Here is a 21,276-nt window from a genome sequence, read left to right on the forward strand (position 1 = left end):
ATATCGATTTAACCGAAGGATAGCCGCGTTACATCTGGAAGCACTCTAGATCGGGGTTTTTTGGCGCTAAGTTTTACGCTGGGAGTCTATTGGTCTTATGAACCCTGGTGTCTGGAGGCTACGCATGAATACCCGTGGATTACTCGAACAACTGCTCAAGTCTGGTCAGGACATGTTGCAGAACAAGGCCGGCGGCCAGCGCAAATCCGACGACAAAGGCGCCCTTGGCGGCCTGCTCGGCAGTGGCGGGCTCGGCAGTTTGCTCGGCGGCGCTGGCGGCGGGGCCCTGGCCGCTGGGGCCATGGGCCTGCTGCTGGGCAATAAAAAAGCGCGCAAATTCGGCGGCAAGGCCCTGACCTATGGCGGGTTGGCGGCATTGGGCGTGATCGCCTACAAAGCCTATGGCAACTGGCAGGCGCAACAGGCCAGCGCGCCCCAAGGCGAACCGCAGACCATCGACCGCCTGCCGCCAGCCCAGGTCGAGCAACACAGCCAGGGCATCCTCAAGGCATTGGTGGCGGCGGCCAAGGCCGACGGGCATGTGGATGAGCGCGAGCGCGCGCTGATCGAAGGTGAATTCAACAAGCTGGATAACGACCGTGAATTGCAAAGCTGGCTGCACGGCGAGCTGAACAAACCCCTCGACCCGGCCGACGTGGCGCGGGCCGCCGGCACCCCGGAAATGGCCGCCGAGATGTACATCGCCAGTGTGATGCTGGTGGATGAGGAGAACTTTATGGAGAAGGCGTACCTGGATGAGCTGGCGCGGCAGCTCAAGTTGGAGCCCGGTTTGAAGGTTGAATTGGAGAAACAGGTGCGCCAGGCGACGCTTTAGGGATCGTTCCTCCTCATAAATGTTCTGGCGCGACCGCAAGCAGGTCTCAAGTGAGCCCAACCCCCGGTCCTCACCTTCAAGGGCGATGTCCACTTGGGTGATGCGAAAGCCCGTCAAACCGCCGACGACGGTCCCGCCAGCGGTGGTCTTGGCTCCTCGGGTAATCAAATAGCGGCGCATGCCAGCGATGTCCTTTTGTTCGCAGGGACCAGCACGCTAGGCTCGGCGAGAAAAGCCTGGTAGTCGGACGCTTCGCGGGTTTTTGTAGGTTGGTTCTGTGAAAAGGGTGCCTCAGGCCACCCTCTAGGCATGCCTGCGCACGATGAAGATCGTTCTCACGTTCTGTGGAAACGATTTAACAAATCTATTTATGGCAGCCCCCACGGTCTGGATAATTCCAGTGTAATGAGGTACCGCTCTTCTGTGGGATGCCGATAGTCCTTGAAGCGCCCAACTACCAACATGACTTGGTATTTGTTTTCTGCCCGCCAGTAAGACTTGCCACCCCGGTTCACATTTCGCAATCGAGCACGCCATTCAGGTGTGTCGGCGAATGGAGGGTTGGAGGCGACTCGGATGGGCAGCCAGCCGGCATTGCTCCATTGTTTTTGCAAATACAGCACGACGTTGAGGGTGTCATCGAGCAATAGCGGTTCGATTTGGGGGGACATGCGGATACTACCAACGCGCTCCTTGTCGAAACTTACCGCGAGGAAGCGGGCAGGCGGGGTAACGAATCCATATTGAGGGTCTATGAAGCGTAGACGGGCGTCGGACTTTGGTAGCCTCCCCCATATTTCTCCGGGAATAGCAGGGGCGATTGCTGCACTGGAGCGCTGACGCATGTCTTCCCAAGGCTCCCCAAGCATCAGTGCGATTTCTGGCGTACTGGTGAAGAAACGTATCATTCCTACCAGTAGTACGGCAGCGAACAATACAAGTGCGGCATGTCGCCAGTTTACTTGTGAGAGCCGGTTCATCGCATGCCCCGACCTGCAGCGACATCATCCAGCGCTTGTTCGATTCGATGCCGCTCACCGCTATTTAACAGCTTGTCAAATTGCGCCGCGGCCTTGAGCACAAAGGTCATGCGTTGATCGATATCGGCCAAGTTGGCGATGGGGTTGTTGCTGAACTCAATGACCCTGCCGTCATCAACAGAGCGGCATTGGCTTGCCAGCGTTAGCTCAATGGCCTGTGCTGCTCCGGACGGTATGCCCGTGACGTATGAAAGATGGTTGCTACGTAGCAGAGCCACTAATTTTTGGTCGGTATACATGGTTGGCTGAAGGATATTCTGCTGTTCATGCCAAGCCAGATACTTAACACTTTCGGCGATATTTCCTTCGTCAATGGCCTGAAAGGCTTGCAGAATGTAGTCGTGGTCAAGCCCAAACCTTAAATTTTCCTGCCCCACCGGCCACAACACCCGCTGCAGCCCATCCTCAAAAATGTTCTGGCGCGAGGACAGGCAGGTCTCAAGCAACCCCAATCCCCGCTCCTTATAAAACGCATGCAACGGAAAAACATCCAAAAACAGCGTGGTATTGCCCATCGCCATCCTCTCGTACACATGTTGATAAAGCTGCTGCACGCTCGATAACGGTTCACCCTCGCGCCGCCAATCAACATCAGGCACCGGGTTATTACGGCTGGCCTGTTCATACTCCCGCAGGCGCCGCTCGTACTCCCGCAGCTTTGCCTGCCGTTCACGCTCCTCGGCGCTGAACAATCCCCAAACCCCTTTCCGGGCACTTCTTCGCAATTGCTCCGCCGCTTCAAATTCCGCCTGAATTTTCTCGATGGACTCTGCCGCGTGCAGCAAACCGCACCCCACTTGCTTGGAGGCAAACGCCGCAAGGCCCGCCCACTGAAAACGGTTATCGAGGCGCCAGAGCTGGGCATACGCCGAGTTGATGAGCCGGTTGCGCAACCTGGGGTCGGCGATCAGCTTGCCGCCGGGGGCGATCACGTCTTCTGCCTGCTTCTGGTAGAAGCGCCAATTGCGCTCGCAGGCTGACTCGAGTATTTCGCTGAAAGCGGAAGGCGTTGAGCTCGGGGTGGGATTTTTCGCGGGCGCTGGCGCTTCCGATGCGGTCGCGCTTCGGCGGTGTACCGCGGAGTCTTCGGCGGTAAGGGTCTGAAACCGCTCGAACTGGTCGGCCAGCAGGCGAGGGGGCGGGTCGCATTGGCAGCGGCAGAGATCGTCCGAGAGCGCCACCCGTCGCCCTCGTGCCCACTGCTCCAGGCGCGGGCCAACACAAACTATGACCCCGGTGGTTTTGCACATCGGGCAAAGCACCTCATGACCTTCAAGGGCGATGTCCACTTGGGTGATGCGAAAGCCCGTCAAACCGCCGACGACGGTCCCGCCAGCGGTGGTCTTGGCTCCTCGGGTAATGAAATAGCGGCGCATGCCAGCGATGTCCTTTTGTTCGCAGGGACCAGCACGCTAGGCTCGGCGAGAAAAGCCCGGTAGTCGGACGCTTCGCGGGTTTTTGTAGGTTGGTTCTGTAATTACCTTCAGGGATGTTTTTGCATTCTGTGGGCACCACGTCGAAACCCATTGATAAATGAAGGCTTGTGCTCAGCTATACTCCCCCCCCCATTTGAATGGCTCTTCGAGGAAACACTGTGAAGAATTGGACCTTGCGCCAGCGGATTTTGGCGAGCTTTGCGGTCATTGTCGCGATCATGCTGCTGATGGTTGTGGTGTCCTACTCGCGGTTGCTGAAGATCGAAGCCAGCCAGGAATCGGTCCGGGACGATGCGGTTCCGGGGGTTTACCTCAGTTCGATGATCCGCAGCGCATGGGTCGACAGCTATCTGCTGACCATCGATATCATCGGCCTGCGCGCAGATAAAACCCTCACCAGTGCCGATAAGACGGACTTCAAGTCTTTCGAAGCGCGTATTGAACAGCAGATGGCCAATTACGAAAAAACCGTCAACAGCCAGGCTGATCGCATGGAGTTCGATAACTTCAAGGCGGCGCATATCAACTACAACAAGGCCCTCGCCGAGGTGCTGGCGCGCATTGAAGCCAATGATTTGCCGGGTGCGAGCGTGCTGGTCGAAGAGCAATTGACGCCGATCTGGACCGAAGGGCGCATGAAGCTCAACGACATCATCACCGAAAACAAGAGCGTGTCTGACCGCGCCACATCGGCCATCGACGAGTCGGTGATGTCGGCCAAGCTCAGCATGGCGGTTTCGCTGATCATCGCCATCTTCGCCGCTGGCCTGTGCGGTCTGCTGTTGATGCGCGCAATCATGGCGCCGATGCAGCGTATCGTCGAGATCCTCGACGTCATGCGTACCGGTGACCTGAGCAAGCGCTTGAACCTGGAGCGCAAGGACGAATTCGGCGCGGTCGAAACCGGCTTCAACGACATGATGACCGAACTGACAGCCCTGGTGTCCCAGGCCCAGCGTTCGTCGGTGCAGGTGACTACCTCGGTCACCGAGATTGCCGCCACCTCCAAGCAACAACAGGCCACGGCCACGGAAACCGCGGCAACTACCACCGAGATCGGCGCCACTTCGCGGGAGATCGCCGCCACTTCCAAGGACTTGGTCCGTACCATGACCGAAGTCTCCACTGCCGCCGACCAGGCCTCGGTCGCCGCCGGTTCCGGCCAGCAAGGCCTGGCGCGCATGGAAGAAACCATGCACTCGGTGATGGGCGCGGCTGAGCTGGTCAACGCCAAGCTGGCGATCCTTAACGAGAAGGCCGGCAACATCAACCAGGTGGTGGTGACCATCGTCAAAGTTGCCGACCAGACCAACCTGTTGTCCCTCAACGCCGCCATCGAGGCCGAGAAGGCCGGTGAGTACGGCCGCGGCTTTGCCGTGGTGGCCACTGAAGTGCGCCGCCTGGCCGACCAGACCGCCGTGGCCACCTACGACATCGAGCAGATGGTGCGCGAGATCCAGTCGGCGGTGTCCGCCGGGGTGATGGGCATGGACAAGTTCTCCGAAGAAGTGCGCCGGGGCATGTTCGAGGTGCAGCAAGTGGGCGAGCAACTGTCGCAGATCATCCACCAGGTCCAGGCCCTGGCGCCGCGGGTGTTGATGGTCAACGAAGGCATGCAGGCCCAGGCCACCGGGGCCGAGCAGATCAACCACGCGCTGGTGCAATTGGGCGATGCCAGCAGCCAGACGGTGGAGTCCTTGCGCCAGGCCAGCTTTGCCATTGATGAACTGAGCCAGGTTGCGGTCGGTCTGCGCAGCGGCGTGTCGCGTTTCAAAGTCTGATGAGCGACCTCGCGGCTAAACTCGGCGTCGTCCCGGCAGCGAAAAAGGCGTTGTTCCTGGTGTTCCACATCGGCCACGAACGGTATGCCCTCAAGGCCACCGAAGTGGCCGAAGTGCTGCCGCGCCTGCCGCTCAAACCCATCGCCCATGCACCGCTGTGGGTGGCGGGTATCTTTGCCCATCGTGGCGCGATGGTGCCGGTCATCGACCTCAGTGCCTTGACCTTCGGCGAGCCGGCCCAGGCGCGGACCAGCACGCGGCTGGTGCTGGTCAACTATAAACCTGAGCCCTGGCTCGAGGCGCGTTGGCTGGGACTGATTCTGGAGCAGGCCACCGAAACCCTGCGTTGCGACCCGGCGGAGTTCAAACCCTACGGCCTGGACAATCCCCTGGCGCCCTACCTGGGGCCGGTGCGCGAAGATGCCTTGGGCTTGATGCAATGGATCGGCGTCGCGGATATGCTCACCGATGACGTGCGCGCCTTGCTGTTTTCTGCCGAGCCGAGCCTATGAGCAACGACCCGCGCTTCTTTGCCTTCTTGAAGGAACGCATTGGCCTGGACGTGGCCTCGGTGGGCGAAGCCATCATCGAACGCGCCGTGCGCCAGCGCAGCCAGGCCGTCGCGGCCCACACGGCGGATGAGTACTGGCAGCACCTGCAGCACTCCCACGACGAACAGCAAGCGCTGATCGAAGCGGTGATCGTGCCCGAGACCTGGTTTTTCCGTTACCCCGAATCCTTTGCGACCCTGGCCCGTCTGGCCAAGGCGCGCCTGGCCGAGATCAACCAGTTGCGCGCGCTGCGCATCCTCAGCCTGCCCTGTTCCACCGGCGAAGAACCCTATTCGATCGCCATGGCCTTGCTCGATGCCGGCCTGGCGCCGCACCAGTTCAAGGTGCAGGGCATGGACGTCAGCCCGCTGTCGGTGGAGCGTGCCCAGCGCGGCGTGTATGGCCGCAACTCGTTTCGCGGCGGCGACCTTGAGTTTCGCGACCGCCACTTCACCGAGCAGGCCGATGGTTATCGCATCGAAGACCGCGTGCGCGAACAGGTGCGCCTGCAAGTCGGCAACCTGCTCGACCCGGGGTTGCTCGCCAATGAGCCGAGCTACGACTTTGTGTTTTGCCGCAACCTGCTGATCTATTTCGACCAACCCACGCAAAAACAAGTGTTCGACGTGCTCAAGAACCTGACCCACGTGGACGGCGTGCTGTTTATCGGCCCGGCCGAAGGCAGCCTGTTGGGGCGTCATGGCATGCGTTCGATCGGCGTGCCGCAGTCGTTTGCATTCAGCCGGCACACCGAGCCGGTCAAGCCTGAGCCGATATTCGTGCCGATACCCGCGCCCGCGCCTCGGCGCAGCATCGCAGCGGTCCCGCCCAAGCCGCGACCGTTCAGCACGCTCAATGCCCAGGTGGTGCCGATCAAGGCGCCGGCGTCGGAGGCCGGCGACCTGCTCAGCCAGATCGCGACCCTGGCCAACGAAGGCAAAAGCGCCGAGGCCCGTGCCGCCTGCGAGCGTTATTTAAGTCAACACCCGCCGGCCGCCCAGGTGTTTTACTGGTTGGGGCTGCTCAGCGATGTGGCCGGCAACGCCCTGGACGCCCAAGGGTTTTATCGAAAAGCCTTGTACCTGGAACCGCAGCATCCGCAGGCCCTGATGCAACTGGCCGCGTTGCTCGAAGCCCAGGGCGACATTGCGGCGGCGCGTCGGTTGCAGGCGCGGGCCGCGCGTAGCGAGCTGACAGTGAGCAAAAACCATGAGTAGCCCCAACGCGCTCGACACTGCGGGCCTGGCCCTGACGATGGACGACACCCAGGCCATCGACGATTGCTGGAACCGGATCGGCATTCACGGCGACAAGTCCTGCCCGTTGCTGGCGGACCATATCCACTGCCGCAACTGCTCGGTGTACTCCGCCGCCGCTACCCGCTTGCTGGATCGCTATGCGTTGCAGCAGGACGATCATCGTCCGGTCGCCGATACCCAGGCGAACGAAGACATCGTCACCCGTTCCCTGCTGATATTCCGCATCGGCGAAGAATGGCTGGGGATCGCCACCCGATGCCTGGTGGAAGTGGCAACCCTGCACCCGATCCATTCCCTGCCGCACCAACGTTCCCGCGCGTTGCTTGGCGTGGCGAACGTGCGCGGCGCGCTGGTGGCGTGCCTGTCGCTGGTCGAGCTGTTGGGCCTGGACGCCATCAACCACGGCACGCCGGGCGGGCGCATCATGCCGCGCATGTTGATCATCGCCGCGCAGGATGGCCCGGTGGTGGTGCCGGTGGATGAAGTCGACGGTATCCATGCCATCGATGAGCGTACTTTGACGGCGGCATCAGCCTCCGGCACCCAGGCCAGCGGCCGCTTCACTCAGGGCGTGTTGCAGTGGAAGGGCCGCAGCCTGCGTTGGCTGGACGAGGCTCAGTTGCTGTCTGCCGTGACCCGGAGCCTCACATGACCCCCGACCAGATGCGCGATGCCTCGCTGCTGGAATTGTTCAGCCTGGAAGCCGATGCCCAGACCCAGATACTGAGCGCGGGCCTGCTGGCCCTGGAGCGCAACCCGACCCAGGCCGACCAGCTCGAAGCCTGCATGCGCGCCGCGCACTCGCTCAAAGGCGCGGCGCGGATTGTCGGGGTGGACGCCGGGGTCAGCGTGTCCCATGTCATGGAGGATTGCCTGGTCAGCGCCCAGGAAAGTCGCCTGTATCTGCAGCCGGAACACATCGACGCGCTGTTGCAAGGCACCGACCTGCTGATGCGTATCGCCACGCCGGGCAACACCGTGGGGCCGGCGGATGTCGAGGCGTATGTGGCCTTGATGGAGCGCCTGCTCGACCCGTCGCAGCCCACCGCCAAGGTGGCGCCGCCGCCCGCGCCTGCTCCAGCGCCCACTCCGCTGATTGAAGCACTGCCCGCCGAACCCGAGCCTGCGCCGTCCCTCGGCAGCGAACCGCTGCGTCAGAACAAGCGCATGACCGAAGGCGGCGAGCGCGTACTGCGTGTGACCGCCGAGCGTTTGAACAGCCTGCTGGACTTGTCGAGCAAATCCCTGGTCGAAACCCAACGACTCAAGCCATACCTGGCCAGCCTGCAACGCCTCAAGCGTGTGCAGGGTAACGGTGTGCGTGCGCTGGACCACCTCGATGGTCACCTCAAGACCCTCGACTTGAGCCTGGAAGCCCAGGAGTCCCTGGCCGATGCCCGCCGCTTGCTGAGCGAAGCCCAAGCCCTGCTGGCGGAAAAAACCGCTGAGCTCGATGAGTTCGGCTGGCAGGCCGGGCAACGCGCCCAGGTGCTTTACGACACCGCGCTGGCCTGCCGCATGCGCCCGTTTGCCGATGTGCTCGCCGGCCAGGTCCGCATGGTGCGCGACCTCGGCCGCAGCCTGGGCAAGCAGGTGCGCCTGGAGATCGAGGGCGAAAAGACCCAGGTCGACCGTGATGTGCTGGAGAAGCTCGAAGCGCCGCTCACCCACTTATTGCGCAATGCCGTCGACCACGGCATCGAAACGCCGGAACAACGCCTGCTGGCGGGCAAGCCGGCCGAAGGCTTGATCCGCTTGCGGGCCTCCCACCAGGCCGGCTTGCTGGTGCTGGAACTGAGCGACGACGGGAATGGCGTCGACCTCGAACGCCTGCGTGGCACGATCGTTGATCGGCATCTGTCGACGGTGGAAACCGCCTTGAACCTCAGCGAGGAGGAGTTGCTGACGTTTCTGTTCCTGCCGGGCTTCAGCCTGCGCGACAAGGTCACCGAAGTCTCCGGGCGCGGCGTCGGCCTGGATGCGGTGCAGCATATGGTCCGCCAACTGCGCGGCGCGGTGGTGCTGGAGCAAGCGGCGGGGCAGGGCAGCCGTTTCCATCTGGAAGTGCCGTTGACCCTGTCGGTGGTGCGCAGCCTGGTGGTGGAAGTCGGCGAAGAAGCCTATGCCTTCCCGCTGGCGCATATCGAGCGCATGTGCGACCTGGCGCCCGACGACATTGTGCAGCTCGAAGGCCGCCAGCATTTCTGGCACGAAGGCCGGCATGTCGGCCTGGTCGCCGCCAGCCAGCTGTTGCAGCGCCCGCCGGGGCAAGGTAATGACGAGACGTTGAAGGTGGTGGTGATCCGCGAGCGCGATGCGGTGTATGGCATTGCCGTGGAGCGTTTTATCGGCGAACGCACGTTGGTGGTGCTGCCGCTGGATGATCGGTTGGGCAAGGTCCAGGATATTTCCGCCGGGGCGTTGCTGGACGATGGCTCGGTGGTGTTGATCGTCGACGTCGAAGATATGCTGCGCTCGGTGGACAAGCTGCTCAATACCGGCCGCCTGGAGCGTATCGCCCGGCGCAGCCAGCAGGCCGCCGAAGCCCCGCGCAAACGCGTGCTGGTGGTGGACGATTCGCTCACCGTGCGTGAATTGCAGCGTAAATTGCTGCTTAACCGCGGTTATGAAGTGGCCGTCGCCGTCGATGGCATGGACGGCTGGAACGCCTTGCGCTCCGAGGACTTCGACCTGCTCATCACTGACATTGATATGCCTCGTATGGACGGGATCGAATTGGTCACACTCTTGCGCCGGGATGCTCGCCTGCAATCGTTGCCGGTGATGGTGGTGTCCTACAAGGACCGCGAAGAAGACCGACGCCGTGGACTCGACGCCGGCGCCGATTACTATCTGGCCAAAGCCAGTTTCCACGATGACGCCCTCCTTGATGCCGTAGTGGAACTGATCGGAGGCGCGCGGGCATGAGGATTGCAATCGTCAATGACATGCCCATGGCCGTGGAGGCGTTACGCCGCGCCGTGAGCTTCGAGCCCGCGCACCAGGTGGTGTGGGTAGCCAGTAATGGCCTGGAAGCGGTGCAGCGTTGCGCCGAATTGACCCCGGACCTGATCCTGATGGACCTGATTATGCCGGTGATGGACGGCGTGGAAGCCACCCGGCGGATCATGGCCGAGAGCCCGTGCGCGATTGTGATCGTCACCGTCGACCGCCAGGCCAATGTCAGCCGGGTGTTCGAAGCCATGGGCCATGGCGCCCTGGATGTGGTGGATACGCCGGCCCTGGGCGTCGGTAATCCCAAGGATGCCGCCGCGCCGTTGTTGCGCAAGATCCTCAATATAGGTTGGCTGATCGGCCAGCGCGGCAGTCGTGTGCGCGCCGAAACCGCGCCGCCGCGCAGCACCGGCAAACGCCAGAGCCTGGTGGCGATCGGTTCTTCGGCCGGCGGCCCGGCGGCCCTGGAAGTCCTGCTCAAGGGCCTGCCCCGGGACTTTCCCGCCGCCATCGTGCTGGTGCAGCATGTGGACCAGGTGTTCGCCGCCGGCATGGCCGAGTGGCTGAGCAGCGCCTCCGGCCTGCCGGTGCGCCTGGCCCGCGAGGGGGAGCCGCCACAAAGCGGGGTCGTGCTGCTGGCTGGCACCAATCACCACATTCGTCTGTTGAAAAATGGCACGCTAGCCTATACAGCCGAGCCGGTGAACGAGATTTACCGGCCGTCCATCGATGTGTTTTTCGAAAGTGTGGCCAGCCACTGGAATGGTGATGCCGTCGGCGTGCTGCTGACCGGCATGGGTCGCGACGGAGCCCAGGGGCTCAAATTAATGCGGGAACAAGGATATCTGACCATCGCCCAGGACCAGCAGAGTTCGGCGGTGTATGGCATGCCCAAAGCGGCGGCGGCGATTGACGCTGCTGTTGAAATTCGCCCACTGGACAGAATTGCGCCCCGACTGCTGGAGGTATTTGCAAAATGATCAATATCCCCGGCGGTGCTGGTTTGCGGGCAGTAATTCAGGTGATTGCAGATGAATGATTTACAGATCGACGGCATCAAGACCGACGAAAATGCCGCCATGGTGTTGCTGGTCGACGACCAGGCCATGATCGGCGAAGCCGTGCGGCGTGGCCTGGCCCATGAAGAAAACATCGACTTCCACTTTTGCGCCGACCCGCACCAGGCCATCGCCCAGGCGATCCGCATCAAACCCACGGTGATTCTGCAGGACCTGGTGATGCCCGGCCTGGATGGCCTGACGCTGGTGCGCGAATACCGCAACCACCCGGCCACGCAGAACATCCCGATCATTGTGCTCTCCACCAAGGAAGACCCACTGATCAAAAGCGCGGCGTTTTCGGCCGGCGCCAATGATTATCTGGTCAAGCTGCCGGACAACATCGAACTGGTGGCGCGTATCCGCTATCACTCGCGCTCCTATATGACCCTGTTGCAGCGTGATGCGGCCTATCGCGCGCTGCGCGTCAGCCAGCAGCAACTGTTGGACACCAATCTGGTACTGCAACGGCTGATGAACTCCGACGGCCTCACCGGGCTGTCCAACCGCCGGCATTTCGACGAATACCTGGAACTGGAATGGCGCCGCGCCATGCGGGACCAGACCCAATTGTCGCTGCTGATGATCGACGTGGACTTCTTCAAGACCTACAACGACAGCTTCGGCCACGTTGAAGGCGACGAAGCCCTGCGCAAGGTTGCCGCCAGCATCCGTGAAGCCAGCAGCCGGCCTTCGGACCTGCCGGCGCGCTACGGCGGCGAAGAGTTCGCCCTGGTGCTGCCGAGCACTTCGCCGGGTGGCGCACGGCTGGTCGCCGAAAAACTGCGCATGGCCGTCGCCGCCCTGAAAATCCCGCACATCGCTCCGGCCGAGGGTGCGAGCCTGACCATCAGCATCGGCCTGTCGACCATGACGCCGGTGCAAGGCACCGATTGCCGCCAGTTGATCATGGCGGCGGACAAGGGGCTGTATACGGCCAAGAACAACGGGCGCAATCAAGTCGGTATCGAGTGATCCGAGGCCAGTGCCGGTCCAAATGTGCGAGGGGCGGCGCGACGACTCGGCTTGCCCCCCGATGGCGGTGTGACAGTCACCGGGTGTAGGGCTGACACACCGCTATCGGGGGCAAGCCCCCTCTCACAGTGGATATTCACTGTTCTTGAACCTGCCTTTTCGCCAAGCGGACTGCCGTTTGCGCACGTTTGTCGTTATACTCGTCGGCTTTCAAAAGTTCGCCAACGAGTGCTGCCCGCCATGGAAATCAACCCGATCCTTAACACCATCAAGGACCTGTCCGAGCGCTCCGAAACTATTCGGGGGTATCTTTGACTACGATCAAAAGCATGAGCGTCTGACCGAAGTCAATCGCGAGCTTGAAGATCCGAGTGTCTGGAACAAACCCGAATACGCCCAGGAACTGGGCCGCGAGCGCGCAGCGCTGGCGCAGATCGTCGACACCCTCGACGAACTGAACACCGGTCTGGCCGATTGCCGCGACCTGCTGGACATGGCTGTCGAAGAAAACGACGAAGGCGCGGTAGGCGATGTCGTCGCCGAGCTGGCCCGTCTCGAGGAAAACCTCGCCAAGCTTGAATTCCGCCGCATGTTCAGCCACGAAATGGACCCGAACAACGCCTACCTGGACATCCAGGCCGGTTCCGGCGGCACCGAAGCCCAGGACTGGGCCAACATCCTGCTGCGCATGTACCTGCGCTGGGCCGACAAACGCGGTTTCGACGCGACCATCATGGAGCTGTCGGCCGGTGAAGTCGCCGGCATCAAAGGCGCCACCGTTCACATCAAGGGTGAATACGCCTTCGGCTGGCTGCGTACCGAGATCGGTGTGCATCGCCTGGTGCGCAAGAGCCCGTTCGACTCCGGCAATCGTCGCCACACCTCGTTCTGCGCGGTGTTCGTCTCGCCCGAGATCGACGACAAGGTGGAAATCGAGATCAACCCGGCCGACCTGCGGATCGACACCTATCGCTCCTCCGGTGCCGGTGGCCAGCACGTAAACACCACCGACTCGGCGGTACGTATCACCCACGTGCCGACCAACACCGTGGTCAGTTGCCAGAACGAACGTTCCCAGCACGCGAACAAGGACACCGCCATGAAAATGCTGCGGGCCAAGTTGTACGAGCAGGAAATGCAGAAGCGCAACGCCGCTTCCCAGGCGTTGGAAGACACCAAGTCGGATATCGGCTGGGGTCACCAGATCCGTTCCTATGTTCTGGACGCGTCGCGGATCAAGGATCTGCGCACTAACATCGAACGCAGCGACTGCGACAAGGTGCTCGACGGCGACATCGACGAATACCTGGAAGCCAGCCTGAAATCGGGGCTGTAAACCGCCAGCCCGACCTCAAGTCCCCCGTCAGTGGCGGGGGCAACGAACCTGTGATGGAAAATTTAAAGACATGAGCGACCAACAACTCGACCCGCAAGCCCTGCAACAGGAAGAAAACTCCCTGATCGCCCTGCGCAAGGAAAAGCTTGCTGCCGAGCGCGCCAAGGGCAATGCCTTCCCCAACGACTTCCGCCGCGATGCCTACTGCGAAGACTTGCAGAAACAGTACGCGGACAAGACCAAGGAAGAGCTGGCAGAGGCTGCGATCCCGGTCAAGGTGGCAGGTCGCATCATGCTCAACCGTGGCTCGTTCATGGTGATCCAGGACATGTCCGGGCGCATCCAGGTCTACGTCAACCGCAAGACCCTGCCGGAAGAAACCCTGGCCGCCGTGAAAACCTGGGACCTGGGCGACATCATCGCCGCCGAAGGCACCCTGGCCCGTTCCGGCAAGGGCGACCTGTACGTTGAAATGACCAGCGTGCGCCTGCTGACCAAATCCCTGCGCCCGCTGCCGGACAAGCACCACGGCCTGTCCGACACCGAGCAGCGTTATCGCCAGCGCTACGTTGACCTGATCGTCAACGAAGACGTGCGCCACACCTTCCGCGTGCGTTCGCAAGTGATTGCCCACACCCGCGCCTTCCTGATGAAGCGTGACTTCCTGGAAGTGGAAACGCCGATGCTGCAGACCATCCCCGGTGGTGCCGCAGCCAAGCCGTTCGAAACCCACCACAACGCGCTGGACATGGAAATGTTCCTGCGGATCGCGCCGGAGCTGTACCTCAAGCGCCTCGTGGTCGGCGGCTTCGAAAAAGTCTTCGAGATCAACCGCAACTTCCGCAACGAAGGCGTCTCGACCCGGCACAACCCTGAGTTCACCATGTTGGAGTTCTACCAGGCCTACGCCGACTACGAAGACAACATGGACCTGACCGAAGAACTGTTCCGCGAACTGGCGCAACTGGTCCTGGGCAGCACCGACGTGCCGTATGGCGACAAGGTGTTCCACTTCGGCGAGCCGTTCGTGCGGCTGTCGGTGTTCGACTCGATCCTCAAGTACAACCCTGAGTTGACTGCCGACGACCTGACCGACATCGACAAGGCCCGCGCCATCGCCAAGAAAGCCGGCGCCAAGGTGCTGGGCTTCGAAGGCCTGGGCAAGCTGCAGGTGATGATTTTCGAAGAGCTGGTGGAGCACAAGCTGGAACAGCCGCACTTCATTACCCAGTACCCGTTCGAAGTGTCGCCGCTGGCCCGTCGCAACGATGACAACCCGAACGTCACCGACCGTTTCGAACTGTTCATCGGCGGCCGCGAAATCGCCAACGCCTACTCCGAGCTCAACGACGCGGAAGACCAGGCCGAGCGCTTCATGGCCCAGGTGGCCGACAAGGACGCCGGCGACGACGAAGCCATGCACTACGACGCCGACTTCGTGCGCGCCCTGGAGTACGGCATGCCGCCGACTGCGGGCGAAGGCATCGGCATCGACCGCCTGGTGATGTTGCTGACCAACTCGCCGTCGATCCGCGACGTGATCTTGTTCCCGCATATGCGGCCACAAGCGTAACCGTAGCGAAATCCGAAGCCGCCTTTTATAAGGCGGCTTTTTTATGTGGCGTAAATAAGCGTCAAGCAAACAGCGCCAGGTTTTGATCTTTTCAAGGATGTGTGTCGTGAACCGCGTAATCGCTCAGGAAGGAGCCGCTGGCATTGCCGCTGCCGTGGCTGAAAGTGTCCAGTACCAGGGCCGCAAGGCCAGTCGTCGGGGCAGCGAGCAACGCAGGCAAGATATTCTCGATGCCGCCATGCGTATCGTGGTGCGTGATGGCGTGCGAGCCGTGCGTCACCGTGCCGTGGCGGCGGAAGCTGGGGTGCCCCTGTCGGCGACCACCTATTACTTCAAGGACATCGATGACCTGCTCACCGATACCTTCGCCCAATACGTCGAACGCAGCGCCGCATTCATGGGCAAGCTGTGGGTGCGTAACGAAGGCTTGTTGCGCGAGATGGTCGCGTATGGCGATGGCAGCCCGGAGTCGCGTTCGCAACTGGCCGATGACATTGCGCGGTTGACCGCCGATTACGTGCAGCGCCAATTGAGCAATCGTCGCGAGTACTTGATGGCCGAACAGGCCTTTCGCCAGGAAGCCTTGCTCAACCCGCGCCTGGCCGAGCTGGTGCGTTCTCACCAACAGATCCTGTTGCAGGGCACCGGGCAGTTTTTCCAGGTATTGGGCTCGCGCGAGCCGCAACAGGATGCCAAAGTGTTGACGGCGATTATCGGTCGGATGGAATATCAGGGCCTGCTGGACGGCGCGGAACCGCTGAGCGCTGACGACATGCTTGAGATCCTCAAGCGTTACATGCATTTGGTGTTGGCCTCGGTCTGACACCGGGAGTGTCCAATGAAAGCCTGGCGTGTCGCGGTCGTCGCCTTGTCGTTCCTCTTCCTCAGCGGTTGCCTGGTGACCTTCAAGGAACCGCTGCCGGCCAGCGAGGCGGCGCCCGCTGCGCTGGTGGGCCAATGGACGAGCAAGAATGCCTGGGGCGAGCCGCTCAACCTGCAGATCAGCCGCGCCGGCAAACACCGCTACAAAGCCGTGAGCTACCCTCAGGCCAAGCCCGGCCAGCGTGATGAGTACGTGTTCAGCGTCTCGCGCCATGGCAATCGCTGGTATCTGTCGACGCCGTTGCCGGGCAAACTCGGTGGGCATTACGTCCTGGCGGGGTTCGAACTCGACGAAACGCACGAATTAGTGGTCTATGACCTCGACCTCGAGCAAATTCACCAGGCCATCGGGCAGCGGTCGTTGCACGGCAGCACCGTGGACACCGTGGAAGGCCCCGGTGTACTGGTCGACAGCCCGATGGATCAGGTGTTTGCCTACCTGGATGACCCGGCCAATGCCGATGTGTTCGTTGAAGCTGCGCGCTACCGGCGTGCGGATAAATAACGTTTAAAGAGGAAGTACCGGGTGGACGATTACCAGCAGACGATACGCAGTTTGTCCGATCGCATTGTGCTGGCGCAAACACCGATCCGCGTCCTCGACGCAGTGAAATGGGACGACAACATTCGCCAAGGCTTCCTCAAGGCCAAGGGCAAGGCAATGCCCGCGGTAGACCGCGATTACTACCTGAACCGGCCGCTGTCGTTCGATTCGAGCGCGGTGAAGCTGGAGTTCCAGAACATCGAGCGCGACATCACCCGCCGCCTCGGCCAGTTCAGCCCCGTAGGGCAGATCATGCGCCGCATGTGCCGGGAGTACCGCATGGTGGTGCGTATGCTCGAAGCGCGCGGCACCGAGGATTTCGGCCTGATTTCCCAGGAACTCTACGGCGCCGCCTCCGATGCCTTCCATGCCGGCGACCCGACCCTGGCCGACCTCGGCCTGATGCTCTCCGACTACCTGAACAATATCGACGTGCGTGGCGACCTGAAGGACGAGGCCAAGACCCTCACCGCCAAGGACGCGGTCAGCCTGCTGCAAACCCGTCTGAACAAGGTGTTTGGCGAGGCCGAGGAAACCATCCGCGTGTTCGAGTCCGACGGCATCGTCGCCGACGCAGCGGCGGGGGCCGACTACATCAAGATCCGCGCCGATGCGATGTTCAACGAGCGCGACGTGCGCGCCCTCGAAGTGCATGAAGGCCTGGTGCATGTGGGCACCACCCTCAACGGCCTGAACCAGCCGATCTGCACCTTCCTGTCCAAGGGCCCGCCATCGTCGACCGTGACCCAGGAAGGCCTGGCGATCCTGATGGAAATCATCACCTTCGCCTCCTACCCGAGTCGCTTGCGCAAGCTGACCAACCGCACCCGTGCCATCCACATGGTGGAAGAGGGCGCCGATTTCCTGCAGGTGTTCGAGTTTTTCCGCGAGCAAGGTTTTGAAATGGCCGAGAGCTACGGCAACGCCAGCCGGGTGTTTCGCGGCTCGGTGCCGAACGGTCTGCCGTTTACCAAGGATTTGTCCTACCTCAAGGGCTTTATCATGGTCTACAACTACATCCAGCTGGCCGTGCGCAAAGGCAAGCTGGAACAAGTGCCGTTGCTGTTCTGCGGCAAGACCACCCTGGAAGACATGCGTACCCTGCGCCAACTGATCGACGAAGGCCTGGTGGTGCCGCCCAAATACCTGCCGGAGCAGTTCCGCGACATGAACGCCCTGGCGGCGTGGATGTGTTTCTCCAACTTCCTCAACCATTTGAGCCTGGATCGGATCGAGGCGGATTACTCCAACATCCTGTAAAGGCTGAACTGACCCAACCGGTCCAACAAGGTGGGAGGGGGCGTGCTCCCACCTTGTTGGATCTGCACACGCCTGAACATTTCGACTATCAGCGAGGCTTCAACGGATGAGAATCCTCGGCATTCTTTGCCTGTTACTCACACTGAACGGCTGCAGCTCCCTGCTGTTCTACCCGGAGCCCGGCTTGCCGTTCACGCCGCAAAAGGCGCACCTGGCGTATCGCGACGTCACGCTCACCACCGCCGATGGCGTCAAGCTGCATGCCTGGTGGCTGCCGGCCAAGCCGGGAGTGCCGCTCAAGGGCACGGTGCTGCACCTGCACGGCAACGGCGGCAACCTGGCCTGGCACCTGGGCGGCAGTTGGTGGTTGCCGGAGCAGGGCTATCAAGTGCTGTTGCTGGACTATCGCGGCTATGGGCTGTCGCAAGGCAAGCCGTCGCTGCCGGCGATCTATCAGGACGTCGACGCGGCTTTCAGCTGGATCGACAAGGCGCCCGAAACCCAGGGCCAGCCGTTGATCGTCCTCGGCCAAAGCCTGGGCGGCGCGCTGGCCGTGCATTACCTGGCGGCCCACCCCGAGCGGCAGGCCCACCTCAAGGCCCTGGTGCTGGACGGCGTGCCCGCCAGTTATCGTGATGTAGGACAATTCGCCCTGAGCACCTCCTGGTTAACATGGCCGTTTCAGGTGCCCTTGTCTTGGCTGGTGCCCGACGCCGACAGTGCGATCAATGGCATGCCCCAGTTGAGCGGAGTCCCGAAACTGCTGTTCCACAGCCTCGATGACCCGATCGTGCCGCTGTCCAATGGCATCCGCTTGTATCAGGCCGCGCCTGCACCCAGGGTGTTGCAACTGACCCGCGGCGGCCATGTGCAGACCTTTGCCGACAAGACCTGGCAAACTGTGATGCTGCGTTATCTGGACGACCCGCAACACTTCAATGGCCTGCGTCGCCTGGGCGAGATTCCGAATTACCCTATTCCTAAAGTTGACTCATCAGAGAGCCCGCAATGAGCGAAGAACGCAACATGATCCCGCTGATCCTCACCGGTATCGGCACCATCATCGGCACCGTCGGCTGCCTGTGGTTTTATGGCTACCTGCATTTCGCCAAACCGGAAGACGCGTTGCTGCTCAGCGACTTCACCATGCTCAAGACCGTGCCCGGTGAGGACTACAAGATCTCCCTGACCCCGGCGGCGCAAGTGGCGCAATGCGTCGATGGCGTGCTGGTGATGTTCGATACCGAGCAAAAAGGCCTCAGCGGTGTGCTGGTGAACAACAAAAAGCAGGCCGTGCGTTGCGTCGGTCAGGAAACCCCACAGTTGCAGCAATAAACCGTTGCGCGCAGTACCGCCCGGCCTGAAATTTCTGGAACCGTTTTGCGTAAGACGCCACTGATTGGCTTGTCAGCGTTGCTGATAACAATCCTTACGAAAAAATCCGGGAGAGCGGTATGGCTATCAGTGCACTCGATAGAGCAATGGGCATGGTCAATGGGCAGAACAGCCTTGATCAGGGGGGCTTGCAAGAGGTTGGGCAGCAGCCGGGTAAGATGGGGGCCGAGCTGATCAAGAAGCTTCTGGAGAAACTGGAAGGCAGCAACGGTGCTCAGGGCGGTGGCGGAGCTCAGGGCGGTGGCGGTGCTCAGGGCAGTGGCGGTGCTCAGGGCGGTGGCGATTCCTCGGGCTCTGGCGGTTCCGGCGATCAACTGGATATGGAGAAACTGAAGAAGATGATGGCCGGGCGCCAAGGCATGGAAGCGATGATGCCGGACAGCGACAACGGTCGTAAGATCGGCGCCTGACAGGCAAAAAAAACCCACCGTTCAGGTGGGTTTTTTTCCAGCATCGATCAGTAAGCGACGGACGAACGTGGCTTGACCGGCTGGTTGTCGTTGGAGATGGTCACTTCAACGCGGCGGTTCATGGCGCGCCCGGAAACGCTGCCGTTATCGGCCACCGGGTATTCCTTGCCATAGCCCTGGGTCACGATGCGCGAAATGTCCACGCCTTGCTGGGCCAGTGCGCGCTGTACGGAGGCCGCACGGCGCTCGGACAGGCTCTGGTTGTACGAGTCGGAACCGGTGCTGTCGGTGTAGCCTTCGACGATCACTTTACGGTCCGGGTTATCGCGCAGGAACTGCGCCAGTTTGGTGATGTTGACCAGGCCGTTGGACTTCAGGTCGGACTTGTTGGTGGCAAACAGCACGTCACCAAAGGTCACCAGGGTGCCACGCTCGGTCTGCTTGGCGTTCAGGCTGTCTTGCAGTTGCTTGATCTGCGCATCGCGGGCATCGAGCAAGGCGCGGGCGCGCTCGTCACCGGCGTTTTTCAGTTTGGCTTCGGATTCGCGCAGCGCGATGGTGTCTTTGGCCACTTCAACGCGCTGGTTGGTCAGGTAGGCCAATTGGTCGACTTTCTTCTGGTCTTCCTTGTCGCGGTAAGCCTTGTCAGCCTTGTCCAGCCATTCGCTGGCGTCCTTGGTTTCCAGGGCCGCCACTTTGGTGGCTTGCGGGTTGGACTGCAGGGCCGAGAAGTTGGTCCGTGCATTTTCCAGGTTCGCGTTCGGCGGAGTGGAGCATGCTGCCAGAGCAACGCTCATCGCCAGCAGGGCAGGGATCATCAATTGTTTGCGCATAGTCGTGTCGTCCTTTCAATTCGATATCAGGTGCGATGCAGCCAAGGGGCGGCGGCTTATTTCTGTTGGATAGCAGCCGGGCGCATGCCTTCCTTGCGCAGTTCATCAACCGCTTTCTGCGAGTCCTTCACCGCCTGCTCGGCCTTGGCGGCCTGGGCTTTACGCTCAGCGACGCGGGCGTCCCATTCGGCTTGCTCGGCCAGGCGACGGGCTTCGTCATAGTTTTTGTCGTGCATGGCAATTTCGGCTTGCTTGAGCTTGTCCTGGGCCGACTTCATTTCCACGGCGGCGAACTCGGTGCCGCCGGCGCTGACTGCGCTGTTGACCGCAGACTGAGTCACCGCGTATTGCTCGGTCGGTGGGTTGCCAGCGCAGCCCGCCAGGACGAAGCTAGTGCCGATGGCCAACGCGGCCAGTTTGAGCCCGCGCAGGTGGTTAAACGTGGATTTGGCAGTGCTGGTCTTCATCGTCTTCAACTCCATTGGATAACGCCTCAAAAACATCAAAATCCATCGCACTGGTCAGCGGCTGCGGGCCCGGCGGTAAAGCACGAAACGCCTATTCAAACGGCCGTTCCAAGTGATGGCTTACTGGTTGTGACCTGCGGCTTTTTTCAAAAGTTCAGAGAAGATGGCTATTGGCCTGAAAAAATACCTGACTGATCGGTCAGCGCTTTTTGGCTTGAACTTTTGCCGCGCGCAGAGGTATGCCGGGCCCTTGTGAGGCCCGGAAATACGCGGGATGGAGGGTGTTTAAGAACGGCTGATCAGTGCTTCGGTTCGTCGGCGCCGGCCGACATGTCGTGCAGATAGCGGCGCGACAATGTCAGGAAACGCGGGGTGGGGCCAACGTCTTCATACAACGGATCACCCTCTTCGTCGGTGGCAATCACATGCTGGCCCTTGATGTACGGAAAGCTGGTTTCCAGCTCTTCGAGGGCGGCGCCGATCAGCTCGCCGAGCAATTCTTCGGGGTGGCGCTTGGGGTACATCTCCGCAATGGCCGCCAGGCGGGCGGCGGATTCCACGTCCAGATGGATCGCGTACTCCGTCTTGGTCAGGCGACCCTTGGCGTTTTCTTCCCAATGCTGGGCCAGTTCTCGAATTTTCATGGCAACCTCAATAAAACCCTGGGTAACGGGCGGTGATGAGCG

At 61.4% G+C, this 21,276-nt stretch carries 21 protein-coding genes; 16 read left to right on the top strand and 5 right to left on the bottom strand.

Features of this window, described 5'->3' with window-relative positions; genetic code table 11:
* The first annotated feature begins 124 nt into the window (after window positions 1-124).
* Window positions 125-835 (top strand): tellurite resistance TerB family protein, encoded by a 711-nt coding sequence (locus tag PverR02_RS06395; protein WP_017844685.1) that lies wholly within the window; start codon window positions 125-127, stop codon window positions 833-835.
* A gap of 368 nt (window positions 836-1,203) precedes the next feature.
* Here the strand turns inward: PverR02_RS06395 and PverR02_RS06400 are convergent, their stop codons facing one another.
* Window positions 1,204-1,815 (bottom strand): hypothetical protein, encoded by a 612-nt coding sequence (locus PverR02_RS06400; RefSeq protein WP_057005795.1) that lies wholly within the window; start codon window positions 1,813-1,815, stop codon window positions 1,204-1,206.
* Entirely contained in the window at window positions 1,812-3,251 is a 1,440-nt protein-coding gene (locus PverR02_RS06405) for a PAAR domain-containing protein (protein ID WP_152031988.1), read from the bottom strand. Before PverR02_RS06405 ends, PverR02_RS06400 begins: the two co-directional genes overlap by 4 nt.
* A gap of 218 nt (window positions 3,252-3,469) precedes the next feature.
* Between PverR02_RS06405 and PverR02_RS06415 the strand changes: the two genes are divergently transcribed.
* The 15 genes from PverR02_RS06415 to PverR02_RS06485 all read left to right on the top strand — a co-directional run bounded on the left by PverR02_RS06415 (window position 3,470) and on the right by PverR02_RS06485 (window position 19,290).
* Window positions 3,470-5,092, top strand: a complete 1,623-nt coding sequence (locus PverR02_RS06415) for a methyl-accepting chemotaxis protein (RefSeq protein WP_046384494.1) — start codon at window positions 3,470-3,472, stop codon at window positions 5,090-5,092.
* Window positions 5,092-5,604 carry a chemotaxis protein CheW gene (locus tag PverR02_RS06420; protein WP_046384493.1) on the top strand — a complete coding sequence of 171 codons (513 nt, stop codon included), beginning with the start codon at window positions 5,092-5,094 and terminating at the stop codon, window positions 5,602-5,604. The genes PverR02_RS06415 and PverR02_RS06420 overlap by 1 nt, the downstream gene beginning before the upstream one ends.
* The gene (locus tag PverR02_RS06425) at window positions 5,601-6,860 is read left to right on the top strand and encodes a CheR family methyltransferase (RefSeq protein ID WP_079442971.1); all 1,260 of its coding nucleotides are present in this window, start codon (window positions 5,601-5,603) and stop codon (window positions 6,858-6,860) included. Before PverR02_RS06420 ends, PverR02_RS06425 begins: the two co-directional genes overlap by 4 nt.
* On the top strand, window positions 6,853-7,554 hold the full coding sequence (locus tag PverR02_RS06430; RefSeq protein ID WP_079442972.1) for a chemotaxis protein CheW: 702 nt from the start codon (window positions 6,853-6,855) through the stop codon (window positions 7,552-7,554). Before PverR02_RS06425 ends, PverR02_RS06430 begins: the two co-directional genes overlap by 8 nt.
* A complete protein-coding gene (locus PverR02_RS06435) occupies window positions 7,551-9,830 on the top strand; it encodes a hybrid sensor histidine kinase/response regulator (protein ID WP_079442973.1) in 2,280 nt (759 codons plus the stop codon). The genes PverR02_RS06430 and PverR02_RS06435 overlap by 4 nt, the downstream gene beginning before the upstream one ends.
* On the top strand, window positions 9,827-10,837 hold the full coding sequence (cheB, locus tag PverR02_RS06440; RefSeq protein WP_046384489.1) for a chemotaxis response regulator protein-glutamate methylesterase: 1,011 nt from the start codon (window positions 9,827-9,829) through the stop codon (window positions 10,835-10,837). Before PverR02_RS06435 ends, cheB begins: the two co-directional genes overlap by 4 nt.
* Window positions 10,838-10,888: 51 nt before the next feature.
* Entirely contained in the window at window positions 10,889-11,890 is a 1,002-nt protein-coding gene (locus tag PverR02_RS06445; protein WP_046384488.1) for a response regulator, read from the top strand.
* Between the two features lie 240 nt (window positions 11,891-12,130).
* A protein-coding gene (gene prfB, locus PverR02_RS06450; protein ID WP_098100956.1) for a peptide chain release factor 2 occupies window positions 12,131-13,226 on the top strand; the annotation gives its coding sequence in 2 pieces (ribosomal slippage) (window positions 12,131-12,202 and window positions 12,204-13,226; 1,095 coding nt in all).
* A gap of 70 nt (window positions 13,227-13,296) precedes the next feature.
* Window positions 13,297-14,799: a lysine--tRNA ligase gene (gene lysS / locus PverR02_RS06455; protein WP_024073787.1), complete on the top strand. Its 1,503-nt coding sequence runs from the start codon at window positions 13,297-13,299 to the stop codon at window positions 14,797-14,799.
* A 106-nt stretch (window positions 14,800-14,905) separates the two neighbouring features.
* Window positions 14,906-15,622: a TetR/AcrR family transcriptional regulator gene (locus PverR02_RS06460; RefSeq protein WP_017844698.1), complete on the top strand. Its 717-nt coding sequence runs from the start codon at window positions 14,906-14,908 to the stop codon at window positions 15,620-15,622.
* Between the two features lie 15 nt (window positions 15,623-15,637).
* Window positions 15,638-16,186: a hypothetical protein gene (locus PverR02_RS06465; protein WP_079442974.1), complete on the top strand. Its 549-nt coding sequence runs from the start codon at window positions 15,638-15,640 to the stop codon at window positions 16,184-16,186.
* A gap of 21 nt (window positions 16,187-16,207) precedes the next feature.
* Entirely contained in the window at window positions 16,208-17,485 is a 1,278-nt protein-coding gene (locus tag PverR02_RS06470) for a flavohemoglobin expression-modulating QEGLA motif protein (RefSeq protein WP_017844700.1), read from the top strand.
* A gap of 106 nt (window positions 17,486-17,591) precedes the next feature.
* Window positions 17,592-18,497, top strand: a complete 906-nt coding sequence (locus PverR02_RS06475; protein ID WP_046490139.1) for an alpha/beta hydrolase — start codon at window positions 17,592-17,594, stop codon at window positions 18,495-18,497.
* Window positions 18,494-18,820: a hypothetical protein gene (locus PverR02_RS06480; protein WP_017844702.1), complete on the top strand. Its 327-nt coding sequence runs from the start codon at window positions 18,494-18,496 to the stop codon at window positions 18,818-18,820. The genes PverR02_RS06475 and PverR02_RS06480 overlap by 4 nt, the downstream gene beginning before the upstream one ends.
* A 119-nt stretch (window positions 18,821-18,939) precedes the next feature.
* Complete coding sequence (locus PverR02_RS06485) at window positions 18,940-19,290, top strand: hypothetical protein (RefSeq protein WP_046384486.1); 351 nt, start codon at window positions 18,940-18,942, stop codon at window positions 19,288-19,290.
* 47 nt (window positions 19,291-19,337) lie between these two features.
* On the opposite strand, the gene PverR02_RS06490 is transcribed toward PverR02_RS06485, so the two are convergent.
* The 3 genes from PverR02_RS06490 to PverR02_RS06500 form a co-directional block, all read right to left on the bottom strand.
* Window positions 19,338-20,123 (bottom strand): OmpA family protein, encoded by a 786-nt coding sequence (locus tag PverR02_RS06490; RefSeq protein ID WP_017844704.1) that lies wholly within the window; start codon window positions 20,121-20,123, stop codon window positions 19,338-19,340.
* 56 nt (window positions 20,124-20,179) lie between these two features.
* Window positions 20,180-20,605, bottom strand: coding sequence for a DUF4398 domain-containing protein (locus tag PverR02_RS06495; protein ID WP_026139763.1), 426 nt, complete (start codon window positions 20,603-20,605; stop codon window positions 20,180-20,182).
* A 284-nt stretch (window positions 20,606-20,889) separates the two neighbouring features.
* Window positions 20,890-21,234 (bottom strand): hypothetical protein, encoded by a 345-nt coding sequence (locus PverR02_RS06500; RefSeq protein ID WP_017844706.1) that lies wholly within the window; start codon window positions 21,232-21,234, stop codon window positions 20,890-20,892.
* Window positions 21,235-21,276: the final 42 nt, after the last annotated feature.

The organism is Pseudomonas veronii (genome assembly GCF_002028325.1).
Lineage (GTDB): Bacteria > Pseudomonadota > Gammaproteobacteria > Pseudomonadales > Pseudomonadaceae > Aquipseudomonas > Aquipseudomonas veronii.